The sequence below is a fragment of the Kitasatospora sp. NPDC127116 genome (assembly GCF_042677365.1).
Taxonomy (GTDB): Bacteria; Actinomycetota; Actinomycetes; order Streptomycetales; family Streptomycetaceae; genus Kitasatospora; species Kitasatospora lactacystinica.
The window spans coordinates 1-24,727 of record NZ_JBHXTL010000075.1 but is presented as its reverse complement, the minus strand read 5'-3'; the positions used below and the strand labels follow the sequence as shown (position 1 = coordinate 24,727).

Here is a 24,727-nt window from a genome sequence, read left to right as displayed (position 1 = left end):
CCCATTGCCCTTTCTTTACTCAGCCAATCCTTGACTCGACTCCCGATCGGAGCACTCGGTGATCATCGGCCTCGTCACCGCCGTGGCGGCATCCGCCTGCTACGGCACCGGCTCGGTCCTCCAGGCCGTCGGATCCCGCCGCTCCGCCCGGGAGGAGGCCGCCAAGGGCGCCACCACATCGACCACCGAGCACGGCGGCCCGAGCCTGTCCTCGACCGCGAAGGCCGCCGTCACCTGGGAGTTCATCCTCGGCACGGTGCTCGACCTGATCGGTTTCGGGCTCGGCGCGCTGGCCGCCCGGCTGCTGCCGCTGTTCCTCTCCCAGACCATCATCAGCGCCAACCTGGTGATCACCGCGGTGCTCAGCATCAAGCTGCTGGGCATCCGGCTCAAGCAGCTGGAGTGGGCCTCGATCGCCGTTCTCTGCTCGGCGCTGGTGCTGCTGGCCGTCTCGGCCGGACCGGAGGGCGGCCACCACGTGGCGATGTCCTTCCACTGGTGGCTGCTGATCGTCACCACCGTGCTGCTGGTCGGCGGCAGCCTGCTGGTGCGGCGGATGGGCGCCAACGGCGCGATCGTCGCCGGCCTGCTCTCCGGCCTCGGCTTCGGCGCCCTGGGCGTCGGGGTGCGCATCCTCAACGGCATCGAGCCGTTCGACATCGGTTCGCTGCTCTCCGACCCGGCGCTGTACGCGGTCCTGGTCGGCGGCATCGGCGGGATGTACATCCACACCGTGGCGCTCCAGATCGGCTCGGTCAACGGCGCGACCGCCGCGCTGGTGGTCGGCGAGACGGTGCTGCCCGGCGCGGTCGGCGTGCTCTGGCTCGGCGACTCCTCCAAGGCCGGCCTGGGCTGGCTCGGCGTGATCGGCTTCCTGCTCGCGGTGGTCGCCGCGGTCGGGGTGGCCTACTTCGGCCAGGACACCCACGGCACGCCCGGGGAGCCGGCCGCCGAGGAGCCCGAACTCACCCGCAAGTAGCGCGGGGCCTCAGCCCCCGCCGCTGGTGCGCGGCACGCGCTGGCAGCGGGGGCAGAAGTAGCTGGAGCGGTTCATCCAGGCCGCCCGCCGGATCGGGGTGCCGCAGCGGCGGCAGGGCTCCTGCTCGCGGCCGTAGGCGTCGAGGTCCCGGGAGAAGTAGCCGCTCTCGCCGTTCACGTTGACGTAGAGGCTGTCGAAGCTGGTGCCGCCGACGGCGAGCGCCGCGGTCATCACGTCCCGGGCGGCGGCCAGCAGCAGCAGGGCCTGCGGGCGGGTGAGCGTCGCGGTCGGGCGGTCGTAGTGCAGCCTGGAGCGCCACAGCGCCTCGTCGGCGTAGATGTTGCCGACGCCGCTGATCAGGGTCTGGTCGAGCAGGGCGCGCTTGACGGTGGTCCGCTTGGCGCGCAGCGCGGCCGCGAAGGCGGCGTCGTCGAAGCGCGGGTCGAGCGGGTCGCGGGCGATGTGCGCGATCGAGACCGGGGTGCCCTCGGGGTCCCCGTCCTCGGCCTCCTCGACCGCCAGGCCGCCGAAGGTCCGCTGGTCGACGAAGCGCAGTTCGCGCCCGCCGTCGGCGAAGCGCAGCCGCACCCGCAGGTGCGTCTCGTCGGGTACGGACGGGTCCTGGACGAGGAGTTGGCCGCTCATCCCGAGGTGGCCGATCAGCGAGAATCCCGCCCCGGTGCCGGCCAGCGGCACCCACAGGTACTTGCCGCGCCGCTGCGCGGTGCCGAGGGTGGTGCCGGTCAGCCGGACGGTGAAGTCGGCCGCGCCGGCCGGCTGGCGGCGCACCGCGCGCGGGTGCAGCACCTCGACGTCGGCGACGGTCCGCCCGGCGACCCAGTTGGCCAGACCACGGCGGACGACCTCGACCTCGGGAAGTTCGGGCACGGGAAGACGCCTCCTGCTCGGTACGGTTCGGCAGGAGTGAAGGCTACTCGGAGGTCACGCCCCGGCGGGCAGCCGGTCGGCGTACTTGTCCTTGATCGCGCGCCAGGCGCTCTCGGCGGCCTTCTGCTCGGCTTCCTTCTTCGAGCGGCCGACGCCGCTGCCGAAGTCCTCGCCGGCCACCCGGGCCGCCGCGGTGAAGGTCTTCTCGTGGTCCGGACCGGATTCCATGACCACGTACTCGGGCACTCCGATGCCCACCGAGGCGGTGAGCTCCTGGAGGCTGGTCTTCCAGTCCAGGCCGGCGCCCAGCTGAGAGGACTCCTCGATCAGCGGGTCGAACAGTCGGTGGACGAACTCGGTGGCCGCGTCCAGGCCCTGGTCCAGGTAGACGGCGCCGATCACGGCCTCGACGGTGTCGGCGAGGATCGACGACTTGTCGCGGCCGCCGGTGCCCTCCTCGCCCTTGCCGAGGCGGATGAACGTGCCGAGCTCCAGGCCGCGGCCGACGTCCGCGAGCGCGCGGGAGTTGACCACCGCGGCGCGCAGTTTGGCGAGCGTGCCCTCCGGGACGTCCGGGTGGACGCGGTAGAGGGTGTCGGTCACCACGAGGCCCAGCACCGAGTCGCCGAGGAACTCCAGGCGCTCGTTGGTGGGCAGCCCGCCGTTCTCGTACGCGTACGAGCGGTGGGTCAGGGCACGCACCAGAAGGGCGCGCTCGAGCGTGTACCCGAGGCGCCCTTCCAGGACGTCGTATTCGGTCGAAGCCGGCCCGCCGGCCTTGCCGCCGCCCGAAGAGGAACCCTTCGGGGCGGTGGACGCCTTGCGGGTGGAGTTACCGTCCGACATCGATCCGTACACCCCGCCGATCAGACCGAGAGGACCTGGCGACGGTTGTACGTGCCGCAGCTCGGGCACGCGATGTGGCCCAGCTTCGGCTCGTGGCAGCGGTCGCACGCCACGAGGGCCGGGACAACGGCCTTCCAGTTGGACCGACGGTGGCGCGTGTTGCTGCGCGACATCTTCCGCTTCGGAACAGCCACGGCTACTTCTCCTGGTTCTCGGCGAGACCCTCACGGGTGTCGCTGTTCTTAGATCCGTCACCCTCGTCGCCGGGGGCGGCGGAGAGTCCCTGCAGAGCCGCCCACCGGGGGTCGACGGCATCGTGGTGGTGCGCCGGGTCGTCGCTCAGGCGCGCTCCGCACTCGGAGCACAGGCCCAGGCAGTCTTCCTGGCACACCGGCTGCAGCGGCAGTGCGAGCACCACCGCGTCACGCAGCACCGGCCGGAGGTCGAAGAAGTCGCCCTCCAGACGGTAAGTCTCATCTTCCGAGTCCTCTTCGAGGTCCTCGGCCCCGGCGGTCCGGGCGCGGTGGTGCTCGTCGGACTCCGGGTAGTAGTACAGCTCCTGGAAGTCCACGTCGATGTCGAACTCGACGGGCTCCAGGCACCGGACGCACTCGCCCTCGACCCGGGTCTCGGCGGTGCCGGTGACCAGCACGCCCTCGACCACGGACTCCAGGCGGAGCTCCAGCTCGATCGGGCTCTTCTCCGGCACGCCGATCACGTCGATGATCCCGAAGCCCTCCGGGGCCTCCAGGGTCCGGCTCACCTTGCGCATCGAGCCCGGACGCCGACCGAGCTCGTGCGTGTCGAACACGAGGGGGTCGCGGTGGTCGAGGCGGTTCACGGTGTCCTGACTTCCATAGGAATCCAACGAAGCGTCCCCATACAAGTCGGCGCTGCGAGGGCAAGCCAACGGCCGGACATGGGGAGGCCGGAGTGGTCAGACTACCGGAGTCTCCCGTCAGGCCCAACTTCGGTCCCGTCGGGAGACTCCCCCGCGGCCGTGCCGGGGCCGGTTCAGCGGCCTCCGAGCTCCCGCAGCCTGGTCATGTCGATCATGCTGGTGTCGAAGAAGCTGGTCTCGTCCAGACCCTGCCCCTGCGCCTGGCCCTGGCCCTGCTGCTGGCCCTGGCCCTGCTGCTGGTGCGGCACGGCCGGCGGGGTGGCCGGAGGCTGGGGGTAGGCGTAGCCCTCGTACGGCTGCGCGGCGTAGCCCTGCTGCTGCTGGGGATATCCGTAGCCGCCCTGCTGCTGGTCCGGGTAGCCCTGCTGCTGGTAGCCGTCCTGCTGTCCGCCCCACTGGGCGTTGTACGGGTCGCCCTGGCCGGCCGGGTCGTAGCCGCCGCCGTACACCTCGGCGTACTGCCCGCCGGGCTGCTGGGCGGCCGCGTACTGGTCGGTGCCGGGGGCCTGCCAGCCGGCCGCGGCCGGGGTCTGCTCCGGCCAGGTCTGCTGCTGCGGGACGTCCTCGCGGTACCAGGCGATGTCCCCGCCGTCGGGGTCGTGGGCGAAGCCCGCCGCCACCGCCTCGGCCCGCTCCTTGGCCTCCTGGGCCTGGTCGGCGGCGGCCAGGTAGGCGCCCAGCTCGTCGATGGGCCGCTTGCCGAGCAGCTTGTCCCGGCCCTTGCCGACCGCCTCCAGGGTGGCGCCGAGCACGTTCTCCAGGGTGGCGAGCTTCACATCGACGTACTCGTCCACCTCGGGGCTCGGGCTGATCCGCTGCGGGCGGAACTCCTCGCCGTCGCCCTCGCCCTCGGACTCGGTCTCGAAGACGCTGGAGTCGCCGCGCAGCTTGGTGCGGCCGCGGCCGACCGCGCCGAGCGTCTTGGTCAGCACGACCTCGAAGTTGGCGAGCTTGCTGTCCACGTAGTCGTCGGCCTCGGCCCGCTTGGCGTCGACCTCGGCGCGCGCCTCGGCGAGGATCCGGTCGGCCTGGGCCTGGGCCTGGCGGACCACCTCGGTGTCCGAGATCAGCGAGCCGCGCTCGGCGTGCGCGCCCTGGATGATCCGCTCGGCCTCGGCCTGGGCACCCGCCACCACCTGCTCGTGGTCGGCCATCACCGACTGGGCCTGGGCGAGTTCGGCGGGCAGGGCCGACCTGAGGTTGTTGAGCAGGCCGATCAGCTCGGCCCGGTTCACCACGCAGGAGGCCGACATCGGCATCGAGCGGGCGTTCTCGACCGCCGCCACGATCTCGTCGACCTTGTTCTGCACGTCCACGGGGCTTCGTCTTTCCGTGTGCCGCCGACGGTCCGGCGGAGGCAGGCCCGACGCGGTGAACCTCACCGCGGGGCAGGAGTACAGACTGTACGGCCCCTGCCGGGCGGGGTCACAACGCCTGCGCCGAACCGGTCTGCCGCCCGCGGGACAATCCATGACGAACCGGCAGAAGCGGACAGACGGCGCCTACTGCTCGGCCTTGCGCTCCGCGATCCGCTCCACCAGTTGGCGATGCACCGTCTCCGGCAGCAGGTGCGAGACGTCGCCGCCGTACGAGGCGACCTCCTTGACCAGCGTCGAGGAGAGGAAGCTGTAGGTCGGCGAGGTCGGCACGAACAGCGTCTCCACCCCGGTCAGGCCGTGGTTCATCTGCGCCATCTGGAGCTCGTAGTCGAAGTCGCTGACCGCGCGCAGGCCCTTGATGATCGCGGGGATGTTGCGCTCCCGGCAGAAGTCCACCAGCAGGCCGTGGTGCGACTCGACCACCAGGTTCCCGAAGCCCGCGGTGACCTCCTCGATCAGGCCGATCCGCTCCTCGACGGTGAACATGCCCTGCTTGTTCCGGTTGATCAGGACCGCGACATGCACCACGTCGTACAGCTTCGAGGCCCGCCCGATGATGTCGAGGTGACCGTTGGTGATCGGGTCGAACGAACCAGGACAGACGGCTCGGCGCATGGCGTGTGTGCTCCCTCGTGGGGTGACGGCTGCTGCGGGCCGCGGCCCGCTACTTCTGCTCACCGGCCGCGGCGGCGGCGCGACCGTACCAGAGCGTGCCCTCGCCGTAGCGGCGGGAGCGCAGTTCCTCGAAACCCCCGGGCCAGTCGAACCCACCGCCGCGGGTGCTGCGCTCCACGGTGACGAGTGCGTCGTCCGCGAGCCAGCCCCCGGCCAGGAGTGTGATCAGCATCTCGCGGACCTCCTCGTCCGTCACCACGTACGGCGGGTCGAGGAAGACCAGGTCGTACGGGCTCTGCGGGGGCGGGCCGGCGATCACCTTCTCCGCCCTGGCGGCCCGCACCTCGGCCCCGGGCAGGCCGATCGTCCGGACGTTCTCCCGGATCACCCGGGCCGCCTGGCCGTCCGCCTCGACCAGCAGGACGTGCTCGGCGCCGCGCGACAGCGCCTCCAGTCCGACCGCGCCCGATCCGCCGAACAGGTCCAGCATCCGGATCCCGTGCAGGGTGCCGCGCAGCGCCTCCAGGGTGGAGAACATCGCCTCGCGGGCCTTGTCGGAGGTCGGGCGGGTGCCCCGGCCGGGCGGTACGGCCAGTCGGCGGCCGCCGGCCGCCCCGGCGATCACGCGGGTCATGGTGGTGGGAGGTCCTTTCGTCGCTGCCCGACCACGCTATACGGCGCAGGCCCCGCCGGGCTTACCGGCGGGGCCTGCGGGGAGCACGGGTCAGCTCGCCTCGGAGCCCGCCGCCTGGGGCGGCAGGGCCGCGCCGAGCAGGGCCGGCGAGGCGTAGCGGGACCAGGACAGGCAGCCGTCGGGCGGGCAGAACTCGGGGCGGCGCGGGTCGTGCCCGAGCTCGCGCAGCTTGGTCCGGACGGAGTCGGGCGTGCGGCCGAACCGGGCGGCGATCCGGGCGATGGTCTCGCCGTCGTGGAAGCGCCGGACCAGTTCCTCCTCGTGCTGCGGCACCCAGGGGGCGCCGTGGCCGGGGTACAGCTCGCGCAGCACGTCGCGGTCGGGGATGGGCTCGGAGACGTCGGCGACGATCGCCAGCGCCCGCAGCGCGCGGTTGAGCGCGATCCGCAGCGAGGCGACGTCCTCGACCGGCAGGCGGAGCTTGCCCGAGGCGAGCGGTGCGGCGGCCGCCCCCTCGCGCCAGCCGGTCAGGGTGAGGGTGACCTCGCGGTCGTCGTCGCTGGCGAGTTCGATCCGGAAGACCTTGTCGCCCAGCGGGAGCTCGTTGAGATGACGGAATGCCATGGCATGACCCCCAAGTGTCGTGCCAGGTACGCACCTTGGAGGTGCGTCCTGAACAACTCCATTCTCTCCCGGGGGTCTGACAATCCGACCCTCGAAGGACCGCTCAGCCCTTCTCCATGTAGGCCGCGCGGTCCTCGTCGAGCAGGCTCTCCAGCGCGGTGCGCAGCTCCGGGTGGGCGGCCAGGTCCGGGTCCTCGGCGACCAGCCGGGTGGCCTCGGTGCGGGCGGTGAGGATGACCTCCTCGTCCTCCAGCACCGAGAGCACCTTGAGCGAGGACTTCACCCCGGACTGGGCCTGGCCCAGCACGTCGCCCTCGCGGCGCTGTTCGAGGTCGATCCGGGACAGCTCGAAGCCGTCCAGGGTGCCCGCCACCGCGTCCAGCCGGGCCCGCGCGGCGCTGCCCCCGGGCATGTCGCTGACCAGCAGGCACAGGCCCGCCGCGCTGCCGCGGCCGACCCGGCCGCGCAGCTGGTGGAGCTGGGAGACGCCGAAGCGGTCGGCGTCCATGATGACCATCGCGGTGGAGTTGGGGACGTTGACGCCGACCTCGATCACCGTGGTGGCGACCAGCACGTCCACCTCGCCGGCCGTGAACCGGCGCATCACCTCGTCCTTGGCCTCGGGCGCGAGCCGGCCGTGCAGGATCTCCACCCGCAGGCCGCTCAGCGGGCCCTTCGCCAGCTTCTCGGCCGTCTCCACCACCGAGAGCGGGGGCCGCCGTTCGTCGCTCGCCGCGCCTCCGTCGCCGCCCTCGTCGCCGACCTCCTCGAAGTCCTCCTCCGCGGCCTTGCGGCGCTTCTTCCCCGGGCCCGCCGCCGGCTCCTCGTCCCCGATCCGGGGGCAGACCACGTACGCCTGGTGGCCCTTGGCGACCTCCTCGCGGACCCGCTCCCAGGCCCGGGTGAGGAAGTTGGGCTTCTCCAGCGCCGGGACGACATGGGTGGAGATCGGCGAGCGGCCGGCCGGCAGCTGGTCCAGGACGGAGGTCTCCAGGTCCCCGAAGACCGTCATCGCGACGGTGCGCGGGATCGGGGTGGCCGTCATCACCAGCAGGTGCGGCGGCTGCTCGCCCTTGGCGCGCAGCGCGTCCCGCTGCTCGACGCCGAAGCGGTGCTGCTCGTCCACCACGACCAGGCCGAGGTCCTGGAACTGCACCTTGTCCTCGATCAGCGCGTGGGTGCCGATGGCGATCCCGGCGTCCCCGCAGGCCATGTCGAGCAGCGCCTGCCGGCGGGCGGGGACACCCATCGAGCCGGTCAGCAGCACCACCCGGGTGCCGAGGTCGGAGCCGCCGAGCATGCCGCCCTCGGCGAGGTCCCCCATCATCTCGACGATCGAGCGGTGGTGCTGCTGGGCGAGCACCTCGGTGGGCGCCAGCAGCACCGCCTGGCCGCCCGCGTCCACCACGGCGAGCATGGCGCGCAGCGCGACCAGGGTCTTCCCGGAGCCGACCTCGCCCTGGAGCAGCCGGTGCATCGGGTGGTCGGTGGCGAGGTCGGCGGCGATCTCGGCGCAGACGGACCGCTGGCCCTGGGTGAGGGTGAACGGCAGCCGGGCGTCGAAGGCGTCCAGCAGGCCGCCCTCGCGGGCCCGGCGCGGCTTGGCGGGCAGGGCGGAGTCGGCGGCCCGGCGCTGCGCGAGGGCGACCTGGAGCACGAAGGCCTCGTCCCAGCGCAGCCGGCTCTGGGCGCGCTCGCGGTCGGCGTGGCCGCGCGGGCGGTGGATCAGTTCCAGCGCCTCGGGCAGCGGGATCAGGTCGTGCCGCTCGCGCAGTTCGGCGGGCAGCGGCTCGCCGACGTCGCCGAGGTGCTTGGTGAGCGCGGTCTCGATGCAGATCGACAGCTTCCAGCTGGGCATCTGCGCGCTGGCGCCGTACACCGGGATGAGCCGGCCGGCGAACTGCCGCGCGGCGTCCGATCCCGTGTCCTCGTCGAGCAGCTGGTAGTCCGGCGAGACCAGCTGGCGGGTCCGGTTGAAGACCCCGACCTTTCCGGCGAACAGGCCCTGGGCGCCGGCCTTGAGCTCCTTCTGCCGCCAGCCCTGGTTGAAGAAGACCAGCGAGAGCCGGCTGCGGCCGTCGGTGACCACGACCTCCAGCCGGTCGCCCTTGCGGCCGCGGAACGGGATCAGGGTGACCTTCTCGATCCGGGCCAGCACGGTGACGTGCTCGTCGACCTCCAGCTCGTCCAGGCTGGTGAGCTGGCCGCGTTCGACGTAGCGGCGCGGATAGTGGTGCAGCAGGTCCCCGACCGTGCGCAGCTTGAGACTGTCGGCGAGCACCTTCGCGGTGCGGTCGCCGACGAGCTTGGTCAGTGGTTCATCGAGAGCGCCCATCAGGCCCCTGTTTACACCAAGGGGCGGACAGAACGGCGGCTACTCCACCCCGATGAGCAGCGGCGCCGGTTCCTGCCCGCCGTGGAAGACCACCGCGTCCACCTCGGGCCGGCGGTGCCGCACGTGGGCGACCAGCCGCTCGGCCAGCGCCTCCTCGGTGCCCTCGCCGAGGATCAGGGTGACGAGTTCGCCGCCCGCCCCGAGCATCCGGTCCAGCACGCTCTCGCCGACCTCGGCCAGCCCGGCGCCGATCACCGCGACGTCGCCGTCGATCAGCCCGAGCACGTCCCCGGCCTGGCAGACCCCGGCCATCGTCCAGGACTCCCCCTCGGCGACGGCCAGTTCCGCGTACCGGGTGGCCCCGGCGGCGGAGGTCATGGCGACCACGTCCTCGTCGAAGCGGCGGCCGCCCTCGTGCACCGCGAGCGCCGCCAGTCCCTGCACCGGCGAGCGGGTGGGCAGGACGGCGATCCGCACCCCCTCCTCGCGCAGCTGGTCGGCGGCGGCCCCGGCGGCGGCCCGCAGCTCCGGGTCGTTCAGCAGCAGGACGACCTCGCGGGCGGCCGAGCGGCGCACCGCGGCGGCGAGTTCGGCGCTGGCCGGCGGGCGGTCCGGGTCGGCGTGCAGGACGACGGCGCCGGCCTGTTCGCAGAGCTCGGCCAGGCCCTCGCCGGAGACCACCGAGAGCACCGCCCGGGCCCGCTCCTCGCGCTCGCCGGGCTCGGCGACGGTGCCGGAGCGGGCGGCGGCCTCGGCGAAGTGGGTGATCCGGATCTGGTGCGGGCGCCCGGCCCCGACGCCGGCCTCCACGGCGGCGCCCGCGTCGTCCACGTGGACGTGCACGTTCCACAGGCCGTCGCCGCCGCCGACCACCAGGGAGTCGCCGAGCTCGCCGAGCCGCTCGCGCAGCGCGGGCAGCGCCTCGTCGGGGGCGTCCAGCAGGTAGATGACCTCGAAGGCGGGGTGGCCGGGGCCGGGCGGCCGCAGGTGCGTCTCGCAGCTCTCGACGGCCCGGACGTCCCCGCGCAGCGCGACCGGCCCCATCGGCTGCTGCCCGGCGACGGCGTCGGCGAGCGCGCCGAGGACGGCCACCAGGCCGCGCCCGCCGGCGTCCACGACCCCGTTCTCGGCCAGCACGGCGAGCTGCTCGGGGGTGTGCCGCAGTGCGTCCCGGGCGGCCCGGTGGGCGGTGTCGGCGACCTGCGCGAGCCCGTCCCCGGCCCGGACGGCCTCCCGGGCGGCGACCCGGGCGACGGTCAGCAGGGTCCCCTCGACGGGCTCCGCGACGGCCTGGTACGCGGAGTCGGCGGCCCGTTGCAGGGCGGCCCGCAGCTGGTCGGCGCCGCCGCCCTCGGCGAGCGTCTCGGCGGTCCCGCGCAGCCACTGGGCGAGGATCACCCCGGAGTTCCCGCGGGCGCCGACCAGCGCGCCGCGGGCCATCGCCCGGACCGTGTCCGCCAGCCCGGGGGCCGTCCCGACGGCGGGGTCGGCGAAGCGGCTCTCCACCTCGGCGGCGGCGGACTCGACGGTCAGATAGAGGTTGGTGCCGGTGTCGCCGTCCGGGACGGGGTAGACGTTGAGCGCGTCGATCTCCTCGCGGGCCTGGCCGAGCGCCCGCAGGGCGAGCTGGCACCAGGTGCGCACGGCCGGGGCGTCGAGCGTGTGCAGCACCAGGTCTCCTCCGGATGGGACGCCGCGGTGGCCCGAGGGGCGGCGGCGAGGGGTGATACCGGCAGGTTATCGGGGGGCGGGCGGGGCCGTCCGGGCCGACGACCGGAGCGATCACTCGGCCGGTCATGGTAGTTTCGTGGGACGGAAGCAAGCGTTGTATGCTCTTCCGGTTGCCTGGAACCGTCCAGGCTCACCCCCTCGTCCGGTCTGGTCCACGCGAGTGTTCTGGTGGTCGAGCGGGGTTTTCGAAAGTATCTGATCTGAAGTCTTGGAGTGACTCCTGTGGCTGCCAACTGCGACGTCTGCGGCAAGGGGCCGGGCTTCGGCAACAGCATCTCCCACTCTCACCGCCGTACCCCCCGTCGTTGGAACCCCAACATCCAGACGGTGCGCGCTGTGATTGGGCGGACGCCGAAGCGGCTCAACGTCTGCACCTCGTGCATCAAGGCCGGTAAGGTCTCGCGCTGACGCGCAGACCGGCAAGCCGGTCCTCCAGTGAGCCGGTTCATCCTCGGATGAGCCGGCTTCACTGTTTCCGTGGCCGGCTCTGCCGTTTTCCGGACCCACCGACAGTGGGCGGACTCCTCCCAGGAGCCCGCCCACTGTCGTCTTCCGGGGTCCTCAGCGCCAGCGCCAGGCGTGGTCGACCGGGCCGATGCCGGCGCCCAGGGCGAAGCCCCCGGCGATCGCGCCGGTGATGTACTCCTTGGCCGAGGCCACCGCCCGCGGCAGCGGCTCGCCCTTGGCCAGTCCGGCCGCGATCGCGCTGGCCAGGGTGCAGCCGGTGCCGTGGGTGTGCCGGTTGTCGTAGCGGGGCGCCCGGAACCAGTGCACCTCGCCGGGTCCGCCGTACAGCAGGTCGGCGGCCTCGCCCGGCAGGTGGCCGCCCTTGACCAGCGCCCAGCGCGGCCCGAGGTCGACCAGCGCCCTGGCGGCGTCCAGCATCTGCGACTCGTCCTCGACGGTCAGCCCGGTGAGCTGGGTCACCTCGTGCAGGTTGGGGGTGGCCAGGGTGGCGACCGGCAGCAGCTTCTCGCGGACGGTGGCGACGGCCTCGGCGACCAGCAGCGCGTCCCCGTGCTTGGAGACCCCGACCGGGTCGACCACCACCGGGGCGTCCACCCCGGCCAGCAGCTCGGCGACGGTCTCGACGAGTTCGACCGAGGCGAGCATGCCGGTCTTCACGGCCTGCACCCCGATGTCGTCCACCACGCTGCGGAACTGCGCCCGGACGGCTTCCGCGGGCAGCTCCCAGTAGCCCTGGACGCCGAGCGAGTTCTGCGCGGTGACGGCGGTGATCACGCTCATGCCGTGGACGCCGAGGGCGAGCATCGCCTTGAGGTCGGCCTGGATTCCGGCGCCGCCGCCGGAGTCGGAGCCGGCGACGGTGAGCACCCGGGGAGGCGCGAGGCGGGCGGTGGCGTCGGAGGGGCCGTGCGAAGCGCTTCGGCCGGGGGCGGGGGTGGGAGACGGGAGGGCCATGGGCCCCAACCTACCGGCGCGCTCTCAGAGCACCGCCTCGGACTCCGCCCAGCGGTCCTTCGGCACCGTCTTCAGCCTGGTCACCGCGTCGCCGATCGGCAGCAGTTCGATGCCGGTCCGGCGCAGCGCGGTGAAGTGTCCGAACGCCCCCTGCTGGACGGCCTCCACCGCGTGCCAGCCGAACCGGGTGGCGAGCACCCGGTCCCGGGCGGTCGGGGTGCCGCCGCGCTGGACGTGGCCGAGGATGACCGGGCGGGCCTCCTTGCCGAGCAGGTTCTCCAGCTCGTGGGCGAGCCGGTTGCCGATCCCGCCGAAGGTCCGGTGGCCGTACTGGTCGACCTCGCCGTGGTCGAAGCGCATGGTGCCGGGCAGCGGGGAGGCGCCCTCGGCGACGGCGATGATGGCGAACTTCTTGCCGCGCGCGAAGCGGTCCTCGATTATCCGGGCCACCGCCTCGATGTCGAAGGGCTTCTCCGGGATCAGGATGCCGTGCGCACCGCCCGCCATGCCCGCGGTGAGGGTGATCCAGCCGGTGTGCCGGCCCATCAACTCGACCACCATGACGCGCTGGTGGGACTCGGCGGTGGTCTTCAGCCGGTCGATCGCCTCGGTCGCGACGTGCACGGCGGTGTCGAAGCCGAAGGTCACGTCGGTGGCGTCGATGTCGTTGTCGATGGTCTTCGGCACCCCGACCACGGGCAGTCCGGCGTCGCTGAACAGCTTGGCGGCGGTCAGCGTGCCCTCCCCGCCGATCGCGATCAGCGCGTCGATGCCGATCTCCCGGGCCAGCGTCTTGGCGTTCTCCACCGCCCAGGCGATCCGGTCCCGCCGCACCCGGGCCGAGCCCAGGATGGTGCCGCCGAGGGTGAGCAGGCCGGTGACGTCGTCGTGCGAGACCGTCCTGGTGCGGCCCTCGATCAGTCCGAGGAAGCCGTCCAGGATGCCGACGATCTCGTGCCCGTGGACGTCGGTGCCCCGGTGCACCACCGAGCGGATCACCGCGTTGAGGCCGGGGCAGTCGCCGCCGCTGGTCAGTACACCGATGCGCATGTCTGGTGTGCTCCCGCTCGCAGTGGGTCGGGCCACCCGCGCCGGGCGGGTGGGCTGGGGTGTCGCAAGCCTACGCACAACGCACCCTCGACACCCGTTCCCAGCGCACCGGAGCGTCACGCGCCGCCCGCCGTACGGGGATCGGCGCGGACCGCCCGCCGGGGCCCGCCTCCCGGGCCCCCGCCGGGGCCGGCGCGATCCGGGGGCGGGCCCTACTCGGCGAAGTGGTCCCAGCCGCCCACCCGGTCCCAGGGGGCGCCGTCCACCGTGACCCGGCCGCTGCGGCTGCCCGTCGGGCGGCCGGTCACCTCGCCCACCACCCGCCAGCGGGCCGGGAGTTGGACCCCGCGCGGGAAGGTGGCCACGATCGCGTGGTCCTCGCCGCCGGAGAGCACCCAGACCAACGGGTCCACGCCGACCGCCTGGCCGATGTCGGCCATCTGCGCCGGGACGTCGAAGTCGGCGGCCTTCAGGTCGATGTCCACCTCGCTGGCCCGGGCCACGTGGCCGAGGTCGGCGACCAGCCCGTCGCTCACGTCGATCATCGAGGTCGCGCCCAGCTCGGCCGCCGCCGGGCCCGCGTGGTACGGCGGTTCGGGCCGGCGGTGCGCCTCGACGAAGGCGCGCGGGGAGCGGAAGCCGCGCTGGAGCACGGTCAGGCCGGCGGCCGACCAGCCGAGCCAGCCGGTCACCGCGACCACGTCGCCGACCTGCGCACCGGAGCGGGTCACCGCCGCACGCCCCTGGAGGTCCCCGAGCGCCGTGATGGCCAGCATGACGGTGTCGCCGCGCACCACGTCGCCGCCGACCACCGTCGCCCCGGCCACCTGGCACTCGTCGCGCAGCCCGTCCATCAACTCGGTGGCCCAGGTGGTCGGCAGGTCCGCGGGGGTGACCAGACCGAGCAGTATCGCGGTCGGCACCGCCCCCATCGCGGCCACGTCGGCGAGGTTCTGGGCGGCGGCCTTGCGGCCCACGTCGTAGGCGGTGGACCAGTCCCGGCGGAAGTGCCGGTTCTCGATCAGGACGTCCGTGGTCGCCACCACCCGGCCGTCCGGAGCCCGTACCACCGCGGCGTCGTCACCCGGGCCGAGGTCGACCGCGTCGGTGAGCGGTACCCGGGCGGTCAGCTCCCTGATGAGGCCGAACTCGCCGAGCTCGCCCACGGTCCCCTGCATCTGCCGTCCTCTCGCGTTTCCATCCGTCTTCGGCCCCCGTCGCGCTCCCCCGCGCGCAGCGTACGCCCTTCCGGGGCCTCGGGGTCTCCCCTCCCCGGCCCGCTGCGAGGTAGCGTGGTGATCAGACTGCCGGTGAGCCCACCCACCCATGCGCCTGACCGGGCGATCACGGCGGCGATCCCCCTCAACCGGCCGCCGGGAGGTCCCCGTGGTACAGGCATACATCCTGATCCAGACCGAGGTTGGCAAGGCCACCGCCGTGGCCCGGACCATCGCCGAGGTCCCCGGCGTACTCACCGCCGAGGACGTCACCGGCCCCTACGACGTGATCGTCAAGGCCGAGGCCGAGACGGTGGACGAACTGGGCCGACTGGTGGTGGCCCGGGTCCAGAAGGTCGAGGGCATCACCCGCACCCTCACCTGCCCGGTGGTGCACCTGTAGGCCGGTGCACCGGTGCGCCCGGGCCCCGGTGGCCCGGCGCACCGGCACGTCCGGCCACCCGGGCCCCGGTTACCATCGGCGGGTGGCCAGAGAACTCCGCGTCCCCGAGGCGCTGACCGCCCTGCCGGCCCCGGTCCGCTGGCTGGCCCTGCCCGTCGCCCTGACCTGCACCGTCGTGGCGCTGGTCGGCAGCTGGGGGCCGGCCGACCCGAAGGTCGAGGTCCCGCAGCCGGGCGGCCGGGCGGCCGGGTACTGCCGGTCGCTGGCCGCCGCGCTGCCGGCCGACCTGCTCGGGCACGCCCGCAACGACCCGTCGCCCGCCTCCCCGTACGTGGCCGCCTGGGGCGATTCCCCCCGGACGGTGCTGCGCTGCGGCATCGACCGGCCGGAGGAGCTGGACGGCGACCACGCCGCGGACTGGTCCCCGAGCGTCGACGGCGTCACCTGGTGGTCGCAGAAGCTCGCCGACGGCGGCTACCGCTTCGTGACGACCATGCGCGCCGCCTACGTCGAGGTGACCGTCCCGGCCGGGGCCGCGCAGAACCCCTTCGACCCGGCGGCCGCCCTGACCGGCGCGGTCAAGGCCAACGTCCCGGGCTGAGCCCGGCGGCGGGAGCCGCGCCCCGGGGGACGCACCGAGGGCGGGCCGGGAGCTCCCCGGCCCGCCCTCCGCGGCAGGACCCGCTAGCGCAGCCCGGTCGAGCGGCGCAGCGCCGTCCCGAGCAGCCGGTCGATCAGCTCCGGGTACGCGACCCCGCTGGCCTCCCACATCTTCGGGTAGGCCGAGATCGGGGTGAAGCCGGGCATGGTGTTGATCTCGTTGATCATCCAGGTGCCGTCCTCCAGCAGGAAGAAGTCCACCCGGGCCAGGCCCTCGCAGCCGAGCGCCTCGAAGGCCTCGACCGCCTGGCGCCGGATCTCGGCGAGCTCCTCGGCGGTCAGGTCCGCCGGGATCTTCACGTCCGAGGAGTCGATGTACTTGGCCTCGAAGTCGTAGAAGTCGAAGCCCTCGCCGACCAGGATCTCGCCGGCCACGCTGGCCCGCGGGCCGTCCTCGAACTCCAGCACGCCGCACTCGATCTCGCGGCCGGTCACGCCGGCCTCGATGATGAGCTTGGGGTCGTGCCGGCGGGCCTCCTCGATCGCGGCGTCGAGGTCGGCCAGGTCCTTCACCTTGGTGATGCCGATGCTGGAGCCGGCCCGGCAGGGCTTCACGAACAGCGGCAGACCCAGCTCGGCGGCCCGCTCGCGCACCGCCGCGCGGCCCGCCTCGGACTCCCAGTCGCGCGGCCGCACGATGGTGTAGCGGCCGACGTTCAGGCCGTGCGAGGCCAGGATCCGCTTGGCGAACTCCTTGTCCATGCCGGCCGCGCTCGCCAGCACGCCGTTGCCGACGTACGGGACGCCGGAGAGCTCCAGCAGGCCCTGGAGCGTGCCGTCCTCGCCCCACGGGCCGTGCAGCAGCGGGAACACCACGTCGACCTCGCCGAGGGCCTTGGGGGCGCTGCCCGGCTCGGTCAGGACCACCTCGCGGCTGCCCGGGGAGACCGGCAGCGCGACCTGGCCGTCGACGCCCTCGGCGACGTGCGCCACGTCCGGCAGCCGCCCGTCGGTGATGGCCATCCGGGCCGGCTCGTCGCTGGTCAGCGCCCAGCGGCCCTCGTGCGTGATGCCGATCGGCAGCACGTCGTACTTGTCGCGGTCGATCGCCCTGAGCACACTGCCCGCGGTGGAGACCGAGATCGCGTGCTCGGAGCTGCGCCCGCCGAAGACCAGCGCGACGCGCGGCTTCCGGTCGGGCCGGTTCGGGGAGGACTGTTCGATGCTCATATCGGGTTTGAGACTACCGTGCGAGGCCCTGCCGGAAGGCAGGCACCACCGGGGAGTCGGCGGTCCCGCGGGGGCCGGGCGGGCGCCGCGGCCCCGGGCCGCGGCCCGCCGGACTCAGCGCCGCTCGGCCTTCGCCGAACGCGACATCAGCGTCTGCAGCGCCTCCTGGGTCGGCCGCCCGTTGTGCACCACGTCCACCACGGCCTCGACGATCGGCATGTCGACCCCGTTGCGCCGGGCCAGGTCCAGGACCGACTCGCAGGACTTGACGCCCTCGGCGGTCTGCCGGGTGGCCGCGATGGTCTCCGCGAGCGACATGCCCCGGCCCAGGTTCATCCCGAAGGTGTTGTTGCGCGACAGCGGCGAGGAGCAGGTGGCCACCAGGTCGCCCATCCCGGCGAGTCCGGCGAAGGTGTGCGGGTCCGCGCCCAGCACCTCTCCGAGCCGGGTGGTCTCGGCCAGCCCTCGGGTGATCAGGGTCGCCTTGGTGTTGTCCCCGAGTCCCATGCCGGCCGCCATGCCGACCGCCAGGCCGATCACGTTCTTGACCGCGCCGCCGAGTTCGCAGCCCACCACGTCGGTGTTGGTGTACGGCCGGAAGTACGGCGTGTGGCAGGCCGCCTGGAGCCGCTTGGCGACCGCCTCGTCGGAGCAGGCGACCACGCTGGCCGCGGGCTGCCGGTTGGCGATCTCCTTGGCCAGGTTGGGCCCGCTGACCACCGCGACGCGCTCCGGGCCGACCCCGGTGACCTCGTCGATCACCTCGCTCATCCGCTTGGCGGTGCCGAGTTCGATGCCCTTCATCAGGCTCACCAGCACGGTCTGCGGCTCGATCAGCGGCGTCCAGGCGGCCAGGTTGTCGCGCAGCGTCTGCGAGGGCACCACGAGCACCGCGAAGTCGGCGCCGGCCAGCGCCTCGGCGGCGTCGGTGGTCGCCCGCACGGTGTCGGGCAGCCGGACGCCCGGGAGGTAGTCCGGGTTCTCGTGGGTGGAGTTGACGGCGTCCACCAGCTCCTGGCGGCGGGCCCACAGCACGACCTCGCAGCCCGCGTCGGCGAGCACCAGCGCGAACGCGGTGCCCCAGGAGCCGGTCCCCATCACGGCGCAACGGATCACTTGCCGGCCTCCTCGGTGCCCTTGCCCCGCTCGCCCTTGGCGCGCCGGCGCTCGGCCAGCGCCGCCGCGGCACGCTCCCGGGCGGCCCTGCGCATGTCGTAGCGCTCGGCGGGCGGTTCCTCGCCGCGGACCTCCGCCAGCACGGCGGTGATCGCCGTCATGATGTCCTCGGTGGCGTCGGCGAGCACCTGGGCGGTGAGTTCCTGCCCCCGGTACTTGCTCAGGTCCACCGCGGGCCCGGCCGCGACGGTGACCCGGTGCCGCGGGAACAGGTTGAACCTGCCCTTCCCGAGACCGGGCCGGCCGTACGGCGGGATGATCTCGTGGGCGCCCCAGTGCGCGACCGGGATGACCGGCGCACCGGTCATCAGCGCGACCCGGGCGACACCGCTCTTGCCGGTCATCGGCCACAGGTCCGGGTCCCGGGTGAGCGTGCCCTCCGGGTAGAACTGCACGCACTGGCCGCTGTTGACCGCGTCGATCGCGGCCCGGAACGCCTGCGCGGCGTCGGTGGACTCGCGGAACACCGGAATCTGACCGGTTTTGCGCAGCATGAATCCGATGAAGGGGACCGAGAACAGCGAGGACTTGCCGAGAATGCGCGGCGGACGTCCGCTGTTGTACTGCCAGTGCGCGTAGATCACCGGATCGATGATCGAATTGTGGTTCACCGCGGCGATGAAGCCGCCGTTCTTCGGAATGTGCTCCCAGCCCCGCCAGTCGGGCTTCACCAGGGCGGTCGTCACCGGCTTCACCAGCACGGCCGCGAAGCGGTACCAGATGCCGTAGTCGGCGTTGCCGAACTTGGCGTACGAGCGGCGGGCCACCCCAGCTCCTTCTCATCCGATGCGGCACGGATTACCGCGGTCATGGCGTCCCGGTGCCGCGCACCGATTCCACCGGTGCCCGGGCCACGGGCGCGGAACAGTGTCGCCCGCCCGATCACCGGCTGTCGAGCAACCGCGCCAACCCGCCCGGCGGGCGTGATCAAACGCACGTCCGCACAGCTCGGACGGCCTGGCGAGGGCTCCGGGACCGGCGCCAGAATGACGCCGATGACCCAGGACACCGTACGCCCCAGCGGGGCCGTCGCGCCCCCCGCACCCACCGCCGGCTGGTCGCTGGTGCTTCCGCTCAAGCCGCTCACCATGGCGAAGAGCAGACTGGCGCCGTACGCCGGACCGCACCGGGCCGACCTGGCCCTGTCCTTCGCCCTGGACACCGTCACCGCCGCCCTGGCCACCCCCGGGGTCGGCCGGGTCCTGGTGGTCACCCGCGACGCCGCGGCCGGCGCCCGGCTGACCGCGCTCGGCGCCCTGGTGGTCGCCGACGAGCCCGACGGAGGCCTCAACCGGGCGCTGGCGCACGGCGCCGAGCGCGCCCTGGCCCTGGCCCCGCGGGCCCCGCTGGCGGTGCTCTCGGCGGACCTCCCGGCGCTGCGTCCGGCCGAACTGGCCCGGGTGCTGGGCGCGGTGCCGGCGGACGGCCGGGCCTTCCTGCCGGACACCCCCGGCCTCGGCACCACGCTGCTCGCCTGCGCCCCCGGCCGTCCGCTCTCCCCCGCCTTCGGGGACGGCTCACGGGCCCGGCACGCGGCCGGCGGGGCGCTCGAACTGCGCCTCGCGGACGTGGAGTCGGTGCGCCGGGACGTGGACACCGGGACGGACCTCGGCGAGGCCGCGGCGCTCGGCCTCGGACCGCACACCAGCGCGCTGTTCGCCCGGCTGAGCCTTTCCTGAGCCCTCCCGGCCGCCGCCCGGGCACCGCCCGGAGCCGCCCCGGCGCGTCCCGGCCCGGGCGTCGACCTGCTCCCGGGCCGGGGCCGGCCCGCTCGCTATGCTGCTCGCATGCAGGCCACCTCGTTCACCTTCGACCCCGCCACCCGGGCCGGCTCCGTGCTGCTCGACGACGGGACCCCGGTGCCGTTCGACGCGGCCGCCTTCGACGCCGGCGGCCTGCGGCTGCTGCGCCCCGGCCAGCGGGTGCGGATCCGCACCGAGGGCACCGGCGAGGCCCGCCGGGTGGTCTTCGTGACGCTCCAGACCTTCCCGGACCCCGCCGAGGGCTGACGGCCCCGTCCGGCGCCGTCGGGCCCGGCCGGACCGGCCCGCGGGCCATCCCGCCGCACCGCCCGGAACTCCCCCGCGCCGCCGCACGCCGTCGATTCCTGACTAAGCGCCCGGAAATCGAAAGAGCCGCGGCGACCCGTCTCCGCGAATTCACGGAAGGGGGTGCCGCGGCTCTGAGCCGAAGGCCGTCCTGGGACGGTCGCGCGGGACTTACTTGGCAGAGGTCTTGCGCGCGGTGGTCTTGCGGGTGGCGGTCTTCTTCGCCGGCGCCGTCTTCTTGGCCGTGGCGGTCGCCTTCTTGGCGGTGGCCGTGGTCTTCTTGGCGGCGGCCGTGGTGGTCGCCTTCTTCGCCGCGGCCGTCTTCTTGGTCGCGGCGGCCTTGGTCGCGGTCGCCGTGGTCTTCTTCGCGGCGGTGGTCTTCGCGGCCGTGGTCTTGGCGGCGGTGGCCTTGACGGCCGTGGTCTTCGCGGCGGTCTTCTTGGCGGTCGCCGTGGTCTTCTTGGCGGCGGCCGTGGTGGTCGCCTTCTTGACGGCGGCCGTGGTGGCCGTCTTCTTGGCGGCGGCCTTCTTGGCGGCCGGGGCGGCGGCGGCAGCAGCGGCGGCGCGCTTGGTGGCGGCACGCTTGGCGGCCGGGGTGGCGGCCACGCCGCTCTTGCCCGGGGTGAGGGAGCCCTTGGGGGCCTTCTTCACCGAGGGGCCTTCCTTCGGCAGCTTCTTGCTGCCGCTGACCAGGTCCTTGAAGCCCTGACCCGGACGGAAGCGCGGGACCGAGGTCTTCTTGACCTTGACCCGCTCGCCGGTCTGCGGGTTGCGGGCGAAGCGCGCGGAGCGCTCCACCTTCTCGAAGGTGCCGAACCCGGTGACCGAGACCCGGTCACCGGCCACAACGGCACGGACCATGGTGTCGAGCACTGCGTCGACGGCCTCTGCGGCAGCCTTGCGACCGCCCAGCTGCTCGGCCACCGCTTCGACAAGCTGAGCCTTGTTCACGTCTTCCCCTTCGGAAACGGGCGCCGGATGATTCCATCCGTTCTTTTCGCACGTTAGGTATGTATCTGCGGACTTTCAATTACCAAACGCGCGAATCACCCTAGTGTCGCAATGGATTTGCGCGTCGGCGACCTCAGTCGAGCGGCGGGGGCCGCTCGTCGAGGTCATGTACAAAGCGACTCAACCGCCTTGCCGCCTCCGGAAGATCGCGCTTGGCGGCCTCGGTGACGATGAGGAGTTGACGGGTGAGAGCGGTCTTTGCATCGGCAGACACGTTCAGCGCATGCACGCGGGCGTGAGCTTGCTTCAACCGCTCGGCCACAAGCGCGTAGAGCGCTGCGACTTCCTGGTCGTCCGGCCCCTCAGCTGGTGCGGAGGTGACGTCCGGCCGATCGTCAATTCGGCGTTCGGATGGCCGGCCCATGGAGTCCTCAGCCGCGGGTTCGCCGCCCGCGTACGGAGGTTCATGGTGCCGGTGCATGTACTGATTGTGCCATCTACCCGCAGTTGTACTTGCGCGGGCCCCTCTTCCGCAAAGCCAAATGGGCAATCCGGGGCGGGCCGCGGCGCTAACTCGTGCTCCGGAACGACGGATGGCCCGGCCCCCCCGAGGGGGGCACGGGCCATCCGGTGGATCGTCAGAATGCTTGTTCTGAGGGGAACTCAGGCGACCGGCAGAGTACGGGGCTTGAAGGCCGGACGGGTCTCCTCGAAGGCCGCGATGTCGGCCTCGTTCCGCAGGGTGATGCTGATGTCGTCCAGGCCGTTGAGCAGCCGCCACCGGACGTTGTCGTCCAGTTCGAAGGCCGCGACGACGCCCTCGGCACGCACTTCGCGCGCCTCCAGGTCAACGGTGATCTCGGCCGAAGGGTCACTCTCCGTGAGCGCCCAGAGCCGTTCCACGGTCTCCTGCGGCAGGACGACCGTCAGCAGGCCGTTCTTCAGGGAGTTGCCCCGGAAGATGTCGGCGAAGCGCGACGAGACGACCGCGTGGAAGCCGTAGTTCTGGAGCGCCCAGACGGCGTGCTCCCGGGAGGAGCCGGTGCCGAACTCGGGGCCGGCCACCAGGACCGTGGCACCCTGCCGCTCGGGCCGGTTGAGGATGAACGACTCGTCCTTGCGCCAGGCCTCGAACAGGCCGCCCTCGAAACCGGATCGGGTGACCTTCTTGAGCCAGTGGGCCGGGATGATCTGGTCGGTGTCCACGTTGCTGCGGCGCAGCGGCACGGCCCGGCCGGTGTGGGTGGTGAACTTCTCCATGGCTCAGGCCTCCACGGCAGCGACGTCGGCGGACAGGTCGGAGGGGGCGGCGAGACGGCCCAGGACGGCGGTCGCGGCGGCGACCTGCGGGGAGACCAGGTGGGTACGGCCGCCCTTGCCCTGCCGGCCCTCGAAGTTGCGGTTCGAGGTGGAGGCGCAGCGCTCCCCCGGGGCGAGCTGGTCGGGGTTCATGCCCAGGCACATCGAGCAGCCCGCGTGGCGCCACTCGGCACCGGCCGCGGTGAACACCTTGTCCAGGCCCTCCTCGACGGCCTGGAGGGCGACCCGGACGGAGCCGGGGACCACCAGCATCCGGACGCCGTCGGCGACCCGGCGGCCCTCCACGACGGCCGCGGCGGCCCGCAGGTCCTCGATCCGGCCGTTGGTGCAGGAGCCGACGAAGACGGCGTCGACCTTCACCTCGCGCAGCGGGGTGCCGGCCTCCAGGCCCATGTACGCCAGGGCGTTCTCGGCGGCCAGGCGCTCCTGCGGGTCGGCGAAGGACGCCGGGTCCGGCACCTCGGCGCCCAGCGGGGCGCCCTGGCCCGGGTTGGTGCCCCAGGTGACGAACGGGGTCAGCTCGCTCGCGTCGATGAAGATCTCGTGGTCGAATACCGCGTCCTCGTCGGTGCCCAGGGTCCTCCAGTACGCGACGGCGGCGTCCCAGTCCTCGCCCTGCGGGGCGTGCGGGCGGCCCTGGAGGTACGCGAAGGTGGTTTCGTCCGGGGCGATCATGCCCGCCCGGGCGCCGGCCTCGATCGACATGTTGCAGACGGTCATCCGGGCCTCCATGGACAGGCTCCGGATCGCCGAACCGCGGTACTCCAGGACGTAGCCCTGGCCGCCGCCGGTGCCGATCTTCGTGATGACGGCCAGGATCAGGTCCTTGGCGGTGACGCCCTCGGGCAGCTCGCCCTCGACGGTGATCGCCATCGTCCGGAACGGCGCCAGCGGCAGGGTCTGGGTGGCCAGCACGTGCTCGACCTGGCTGGTGCCGATGCCGAACGCCAGTGCGCCGAAAGCGCCGTGGGTCGAGGTGTGGGAGTCACCGCAGACCACGGTCATGCCGGGCTGGGTCAGGCCGAGCTGCGGGCCGACGACGTGCACGACGCCCTGCTCGACGTCGCCGAGCGAGTGGATCCGGACGCCGAACTCGGCGGCGTTCCTGCGCAGGGTCTCCAACTGCACCCTGGAGACCGGGTCGGCGATCGGCTTGTCGATGTCCAGGGTGGGGGTGTTGTGGTCCTCGGTGGCGATCGTCAGATCGGTGCGGCGGACCGTGCGGCCGGCCAGCCGCAGCCCGTCGAAGGCCTGCGGGCTGGTGACCTCGTGGAGCAGGTGCAGGTCGATGAAGAGGAGGTCGGGTTCGCCCTCCGCGCGCCGCACGACGTGGTCGTCCCAGACCTTCTCTGCGAGTGTCCGTCCCATCGGATTCCCTCCAGCCGGCCGCGTTGCCGGCCTTCTCGTGTCGTCGAGGTCAAAGCGTGTGCGCCGCCCTGAGACTCCCGGGCCGCTCCCGTCCAGAGTGGCGCTTTTCGCCGGAGATTGAACTTGTGTCTCGCGGAGTGAGACCGCAGTCTTAGCGCATGGACAGCGCTCCGCCCCGTCCGACCCCGGGGCGGCAGGACCCCGCGGAAAGCCCGAAGGGCCCCGTGGAAAGCCGGAAGGGCCCCGCTCGGAACGGAGCGGGGCCCTTCGGGGCATTTCCGGGGAAAGCAAAAAGACCCCGGGGACCGGGGTCTTTCCAATTTCTGGCTGGGGTACCAGGACTCGAACCTAGACTAAATGAACCAGAATCACTCGTGCTGCCAATTACACCATACCCCAACACAAAGCAAGGGCCGATGGGCGAGCCCACCGGCTTCCTGCTCTGAAGTACCCCCGACCGGATTCGAACCGGCGCTACTGCCGTGAGAGGGCAGCGTGCTAGGCCGCTACACAACGGGGGCTTCCTGGCGATCCCTTGCGGGATCAGTACCCCCGACCGGATTCGAACCGGCGCTACTGCCGTGAGAGGGCAGCGTGCTAGGCCGCTACACAACGGGGGCTTGATCTTCTTTTGTGGTGCTGTACTCACGTACTGCGCTGGGGTACCAGGACTCGAACCTAGACTAAATGAACCAGAATCACTCGTGCTGCCAATTACACCATACCCCACCAGAGTTGAACCCTCGCGGGCCCTTCTCAGGCGTTGCGCCTCTCGGTCGGTCCCTTCCGAGGGGCTTTCGTTCCCTCGTCCGTTCCCTCCCGGGCGGCGCAGAAAGAACATTACCCGACGTCGGCCCCGGGTCCAAAATCGATAACCCCAGGCAGCGGCCGGGAGGCCTGCGGACGGCCTCCGGGTACGCCGCGGGCCCGGCACGAAGCCCGGCCCCCGGCCGGCGCGGCGCCCCGCGCAGGCGGCCGGCCGGGCGTGCCGGGCGGCCCCCCGCCCACGC

The 24,727-nt window shown here is 72.8% G+C and carries 26 protein-coding genes and 4 tRNA genes; 6 read left to right on the top strand and 24 right to left on the bottom strand.

All coding sequences use genetic code 11. The features are described 5' to 3' along the window. Positions 1 to 58: 58 nt before the first annotated feature. Entirely contained in the window at positions 59 to 979 is a 921-nt protein-coding gene (locus ACFVHV_RS27180) for a hypothetical protein (protein WP_359900571.1), read from the top strand. A gap of 9 nt (positions 980 to 988) precedes the next feature. Here the strand turns inward: ACFVHV_RS27180 and mutM are convergent, their stop codons facing one another. From mutM to ACFVHV_RS27130, 10 genes are all read right to left on the bottom strand, one after another. After that, the gene (mutM, locus tag ACFVHV_RS27175) at positions 989 to 1,867 is read right to left on the bottom strand and encodes a bifunctional DNA-formamidopyrimidine glycosylase/DNA-(apurinic or apyrimidinic site) lyase (protein WP_380354217.1); all 879 of its coding nucleotides are present in this window, start codon (positions 1,865 to 1,867) and stop codon (positions 989 to 991) included. A 54-nt stretch (positions 1,868 to 1,921) separates the two neighbouring features. Further along, on the bottom strand, positions 1,922 to 2,713 hold the full coding sequence (gene rnc, locus ACFVHV_RS27170; RefSeq protein WP_359900567.1) for a ribonuclease III: 792 nt from the start codon (positions 2,711 to 2,713) through the stop codon (positions 1,922 to 1,924). Positions 2,714 to 2,733: 20 nt separating this feature from the next. After that, complete coding sequence (gene rpmF / locus ACFVHV_RS27165; RefSeq protein WP_030056747.1) at positions 2,734 to 2,907, bottom strand: 50S ribosomal protein L32; 174 nt, start codon at positions 2,905 to 2,907, stop codon at positions 2,734 to 2,736. A gap of 2 nt (positions 2,908 to 2,909) precedes the next feature. After that, positions 2,910 to 3,554: a YceD family protein gene (locus tag ACFVHV_RS27160; RefSeq protein WP_380354214.1), complete on the bottom strand. Its 645-nt coding sequence runs from the start codon at positions 3,552 to 3,554 to the stop codon at positions 2,910 to 2,912. A gap of 173 nt (positions 3,555 to 3,727) precedes the next feature. Then, on the bottom strand, positions 3,728 to 4,930 hold the full coding sequence (locus ACFVHV_RS27155; RefSeq protein ID WP_380354212.1) for an ATP synthase F0 subunit B: 1,203 nt from the start codon (positions 4,928 to 4,930) through the stop codon (positions 3,728 to 3,730). 186 nt (positions 4,931 to 5,116) lie between these two features. Continuing rightward, positions 5,117 to 5,608, bottom strand: a complete 492-nt coding sequence (coaD, locus tag ACFVHV_RS27150) for a pantetheine-phosphate adenylyltransferase (RefSeq protein WP_359900561.1) — start codon at positions 5,606 to 5,608, stop codon at positions 5,117 to 5,119. Between the two features lie 49 nt (positions 5,609 to 5,657). Continuing rightward, positions 5,658 to 6,242, bottom strand: coding sequence for a 16S rRNA (guanine(966)-N(2))-methyltransferase RsmD (gene rsmD / locus ACFVHV_RS27145; RefSeq protein WP_359900559.1), 585 nt, complete (start codon positions 6,240 to 6,242; stop codon positions 5,658 to 5,660). A gap of 90 nt (positions 6,243 to 6,332) precedes the next feature. Continuing rightward, entirely contained in the window at positions 6,333 to 6,866 is a 534-nt protein-coding gene (locus ACFVHV_RS27140) for a hypothetical protein (protein ID WP_359900557.1), read from the bottom strand. A gap of 103 nt (positions 6,867 to 6,969) precedes the next feature. Further along, entirely contained in the window at positions 6,970 to 9,201 is a 2,232-nt protein-coding gene (recG, locus tag ACFVHV_RS27135) for an ATP-dependent DNA helicase RecG (protein ID WP_380354208.1), read from the bottom strand. Positions 9,202 to 9,240: 39 nt separating this feature from the next. Next, a complete protein-coding gene (locus ACFVHV_RS27130) occupies positions 9,241 to 10,872 on the bottom strand; it encodes a DAK2 domain-containing protein (protein ID WP_359900553.1) in 1,632 nt (543 codons plus the stop codon). Between the two features lie 282 nt (positions 10,873 to 11,154). On the opposite strand from ACFVHV_RS27130, the gene rpmB reads away from it, so the two are divergent. Next, positions 11,155 to 11,340 (top strand): 50S ribosomal protein L28, encoded by a 186-nt coding sequence (rpmB, locus tag ACFVHV_RS27125; RefSeq protein ID WP_014138233.1) that lies wholly within the window; start codon positions 11,155 to 11,157, stop codon positions 11,338 to 11,340. Between the two features lie 153 nt (positions 11,341 to 11,493). Here the strand turns inward: rpmB and thiD are convergent, their stop codons facing one another. The 3 genes from thiD to ACFVHV_RS27110 form a co-directional block, all read right to left on the bottom strand. Then, the gene (gene thiD, locus ACFVHV_RS27120; protein ID WP_380354206.1) at positions 11,494 to 12,354 is read right to left on the bottom strand and encodes a bifunctional hydroxymethylpyrimidine kinase/phosphomethylpyrimidine kinase; all 861 of its coding nucleotides are present in this window, start codon (positions 12,352 to 12,354) and stop codon (positions 11,494 to 11,496) included. Between the two features lie 24 nt (positions 12,355 to 12,378). Beyond that, the gene (locus ACFVHV_RS27115) at positions 12,379 to 13,404 is read right to left on the bottom strand and encodes an ATP-dependent 6-phosphofructokinase (protein WP_359900549.1); all 1,026 of its coding nucleotides are present in this window, start codon (positions 13,402 to 13,404) and stop codon (positions 12,379 to 12,381) included. Between the two features lie 212 nt (positions 13,405 to 13,616). Beyond that, on the bottom strand, positions 13,617 to 14,582 hold the full coding sequence (locus ACFVHV_RS27110) for a thiamine-phosphate kinase (protein ID WP_359900547.1): 966 nt from the start codon (positions 14,580 to 14,582) through the stop codon (positions 13,617 to 13,619). Between the two features lie 208 nt (positions 14,583 to 14,790). On the opposite strand from ACFVHV_RS27110, the gene ACFVHV_RS27105 reads away from it, so the two are divergent. After that, on the top strand, positions 14,791 to 15,024 hold the full coding sequence (locus tag ACFVHV_RS27105; RefSeq protein ID WP_359900545.1) for an Lrp/AsnC ligand binding domain-containing protein: 234 nt from the start codon (positions 14,791 to 14,793) through the stop codon (positions 15,022 to 15,024). An 82-nt stretch (positions 15,025 to 15,106) separates the two neighbouring features. After that, complete coding sequence (locus ACFVHV_RS27100; protein ID WP_359900543.1) at positions 15,107 to 15,625, top strand: DUF3515 family protein; 519 nt, start codon at positions 15,107 to 15,109, stop codon at positions 15,623 to 15,625. Between the two features lie 83 nt (positions 15,626 to 15,708). Here the strand turns inward: ACFVHV_RS27100 and ACFVHV_RS27095 are convergent, their stop codons facing one another. The 3 genes from ACFVHV_RS27095 to ACFVHV_RS27085 form a co-directional block, all read right to left on the bottom strand. Beyond that, positions 15,709 to 16,854, bottom strand: coding sequence for a D-alanine--D-alanine ligase family protein (locus tag ACFVHV_RS27095; protein ID WP_359900542.1), 1,146 nt, complete (start codon positions 16,852 to 16,854; stop codon positions 15,709 to 15,711). A 114-nt stretch (positions 16,855 to 16,968) separates the two neighbouring features. After that, a complete protein-coding gene (locus tag ACFVHV_RS27090; protein ID WP_359900678.1) occupies positions 16,969 to 17,952 on the bottom strand; it encodes an NAD(P)H-dependent glycerol-3-phosphate dehydrogenase in 984 nt (327 codons plus the stop codon). A 14-nt stretch (positions 17,953 to 17,966) separates the two neighbouring features. Continuing rightward, a complete protein-coding gene (locus ACFVHV_RS27085) occupies positions 17,967 to 18,797 on the bottom strand; it encodes a lysophospholipid acyltransferase family protein (RefSeq protein ID WP_359900540.1) in 831 nt (276 codons plus the stop codon). A gap of 228 nt (positions 18,798 to 19,025) precedes the next feature. On the opposite strand from ACFVHV_RS27085, the gene cofC reads away from it, so the two are divergent. Both cofC and ACFVHV_RS27075 read left to right on the top strand, forming a co-directional pair. Next, entirely contained in the window at positions 19,026 to 19,709 is a 684-nt protein-coding gene (gene cofC, locus ACFVHV_RS27080; protein WP_359900538.1) for a 2-phospho-L-lactate guanylyltransferase, read from the top strand. A 108-nt stretch (positions 19,710 to 19,817) separates the two neighbouring features. Further along, on the top strand, positions 19,818 to 20,039 hold the full coding sequence (locus ACFVHV_RS27075; RefSeq protein ID WP_359900536.1) for a hypothetical protein: 222 nt from the start codon (positions 19,818 to 19,820) through the stop codon (positions 20,037 to 20,039). 210 nt (positions 20,040 to 20,249) lie between these two features. On the opposite strand, the gene ACFVHV_RS27070 is transcribed toward ACFVHV_RS27075, so the two are convergent. The 8 genes from ACFVHV_RS27070 to ACFVHV_RS27035 form a co-directional block, all read right to left on the bottom strand. Further along, a complete protein-coding gene (locus ACFVHV_RS27070; protein WP_359900534.1) occupies positions 20,250 to 21,029 on the bottom strand; it encodes an HU family DNA-binding protein in 780 nt (259 codons plus the stop codon). A 133-nt stretch (positions 21,030 to 21,162) separates the two neighbouring features. Continuing rightward, on the bottom strand, positions 21,163 to 21,510 hold the full coding sequence (locus ACFVHV_RS27065; RefSeq protein ID WP_380354200.1) for a hypothetical protein: 348 nt from the start codon (positions 21,508 to 21,510) through the stop codon (positions 21,163 to 21,165). A gap of 182 nt (positions 21,511 to 21,692) precedes the next feature. After that, positions 21,693 to 22,289, bottom strand: a complete 597-nt coding sequence (gene leuD, locus ACFVHV_RS27060; protein ID WP_359900532.1) for a 3-isopropylmalate dehydratase small subunit — start codon at positions 22,287 to 22,289, stop codon at positions 21,693 to 21,695. A 3-nt stretch (positions 22,290 to 22,292) separates the two neighbouring features. Continuing rightward, positions 22,293 to 23,717: a 3-isopropylmalate dehydratase large subunit gene (gene leuC / locus ACFVHV_RS27055; RefSeq protein ID WP_359900530.1), complete on the bottom strand. Its 1,425-nt coding sequence runs from the start codon at positions 23,715 to 23,717 to the stop codon at positions 22,293 to 22,295. A gap of 324 nt (positions 23,718 to 24,041) precedes the next feature. Beyond that, positions 24,042 to 24,116: transfer RNA gene (locus tag ACFVHV_RS27050), tRNA-Gln, on the bottom strand. Positions 24,117 to 24,165: 49 nt separating this feature from the next. Then, positions 24,166 to 24,238, bottom strand: a tRNA-Glu gene (locus ACFVHV_RS27045). 26 nt (positions 24,239 to 24,264) lie between these two features. After that, positions 24,265 to 24,337: transfer RNA gene (locus tag ACFVHV_RS27040), tRNA-Glu, on the bottom strand. 37 nt (positions 24,338 to 24,374) lie between these two features. Further along, positions 24,375 to 24,446: transfer RNA gene (locus tag ACFVHV_RS27035), tRNA-Gln, on the bottom strand. Positions 24,447 to 24,727 lie beyond the last annotated feature (281 nt).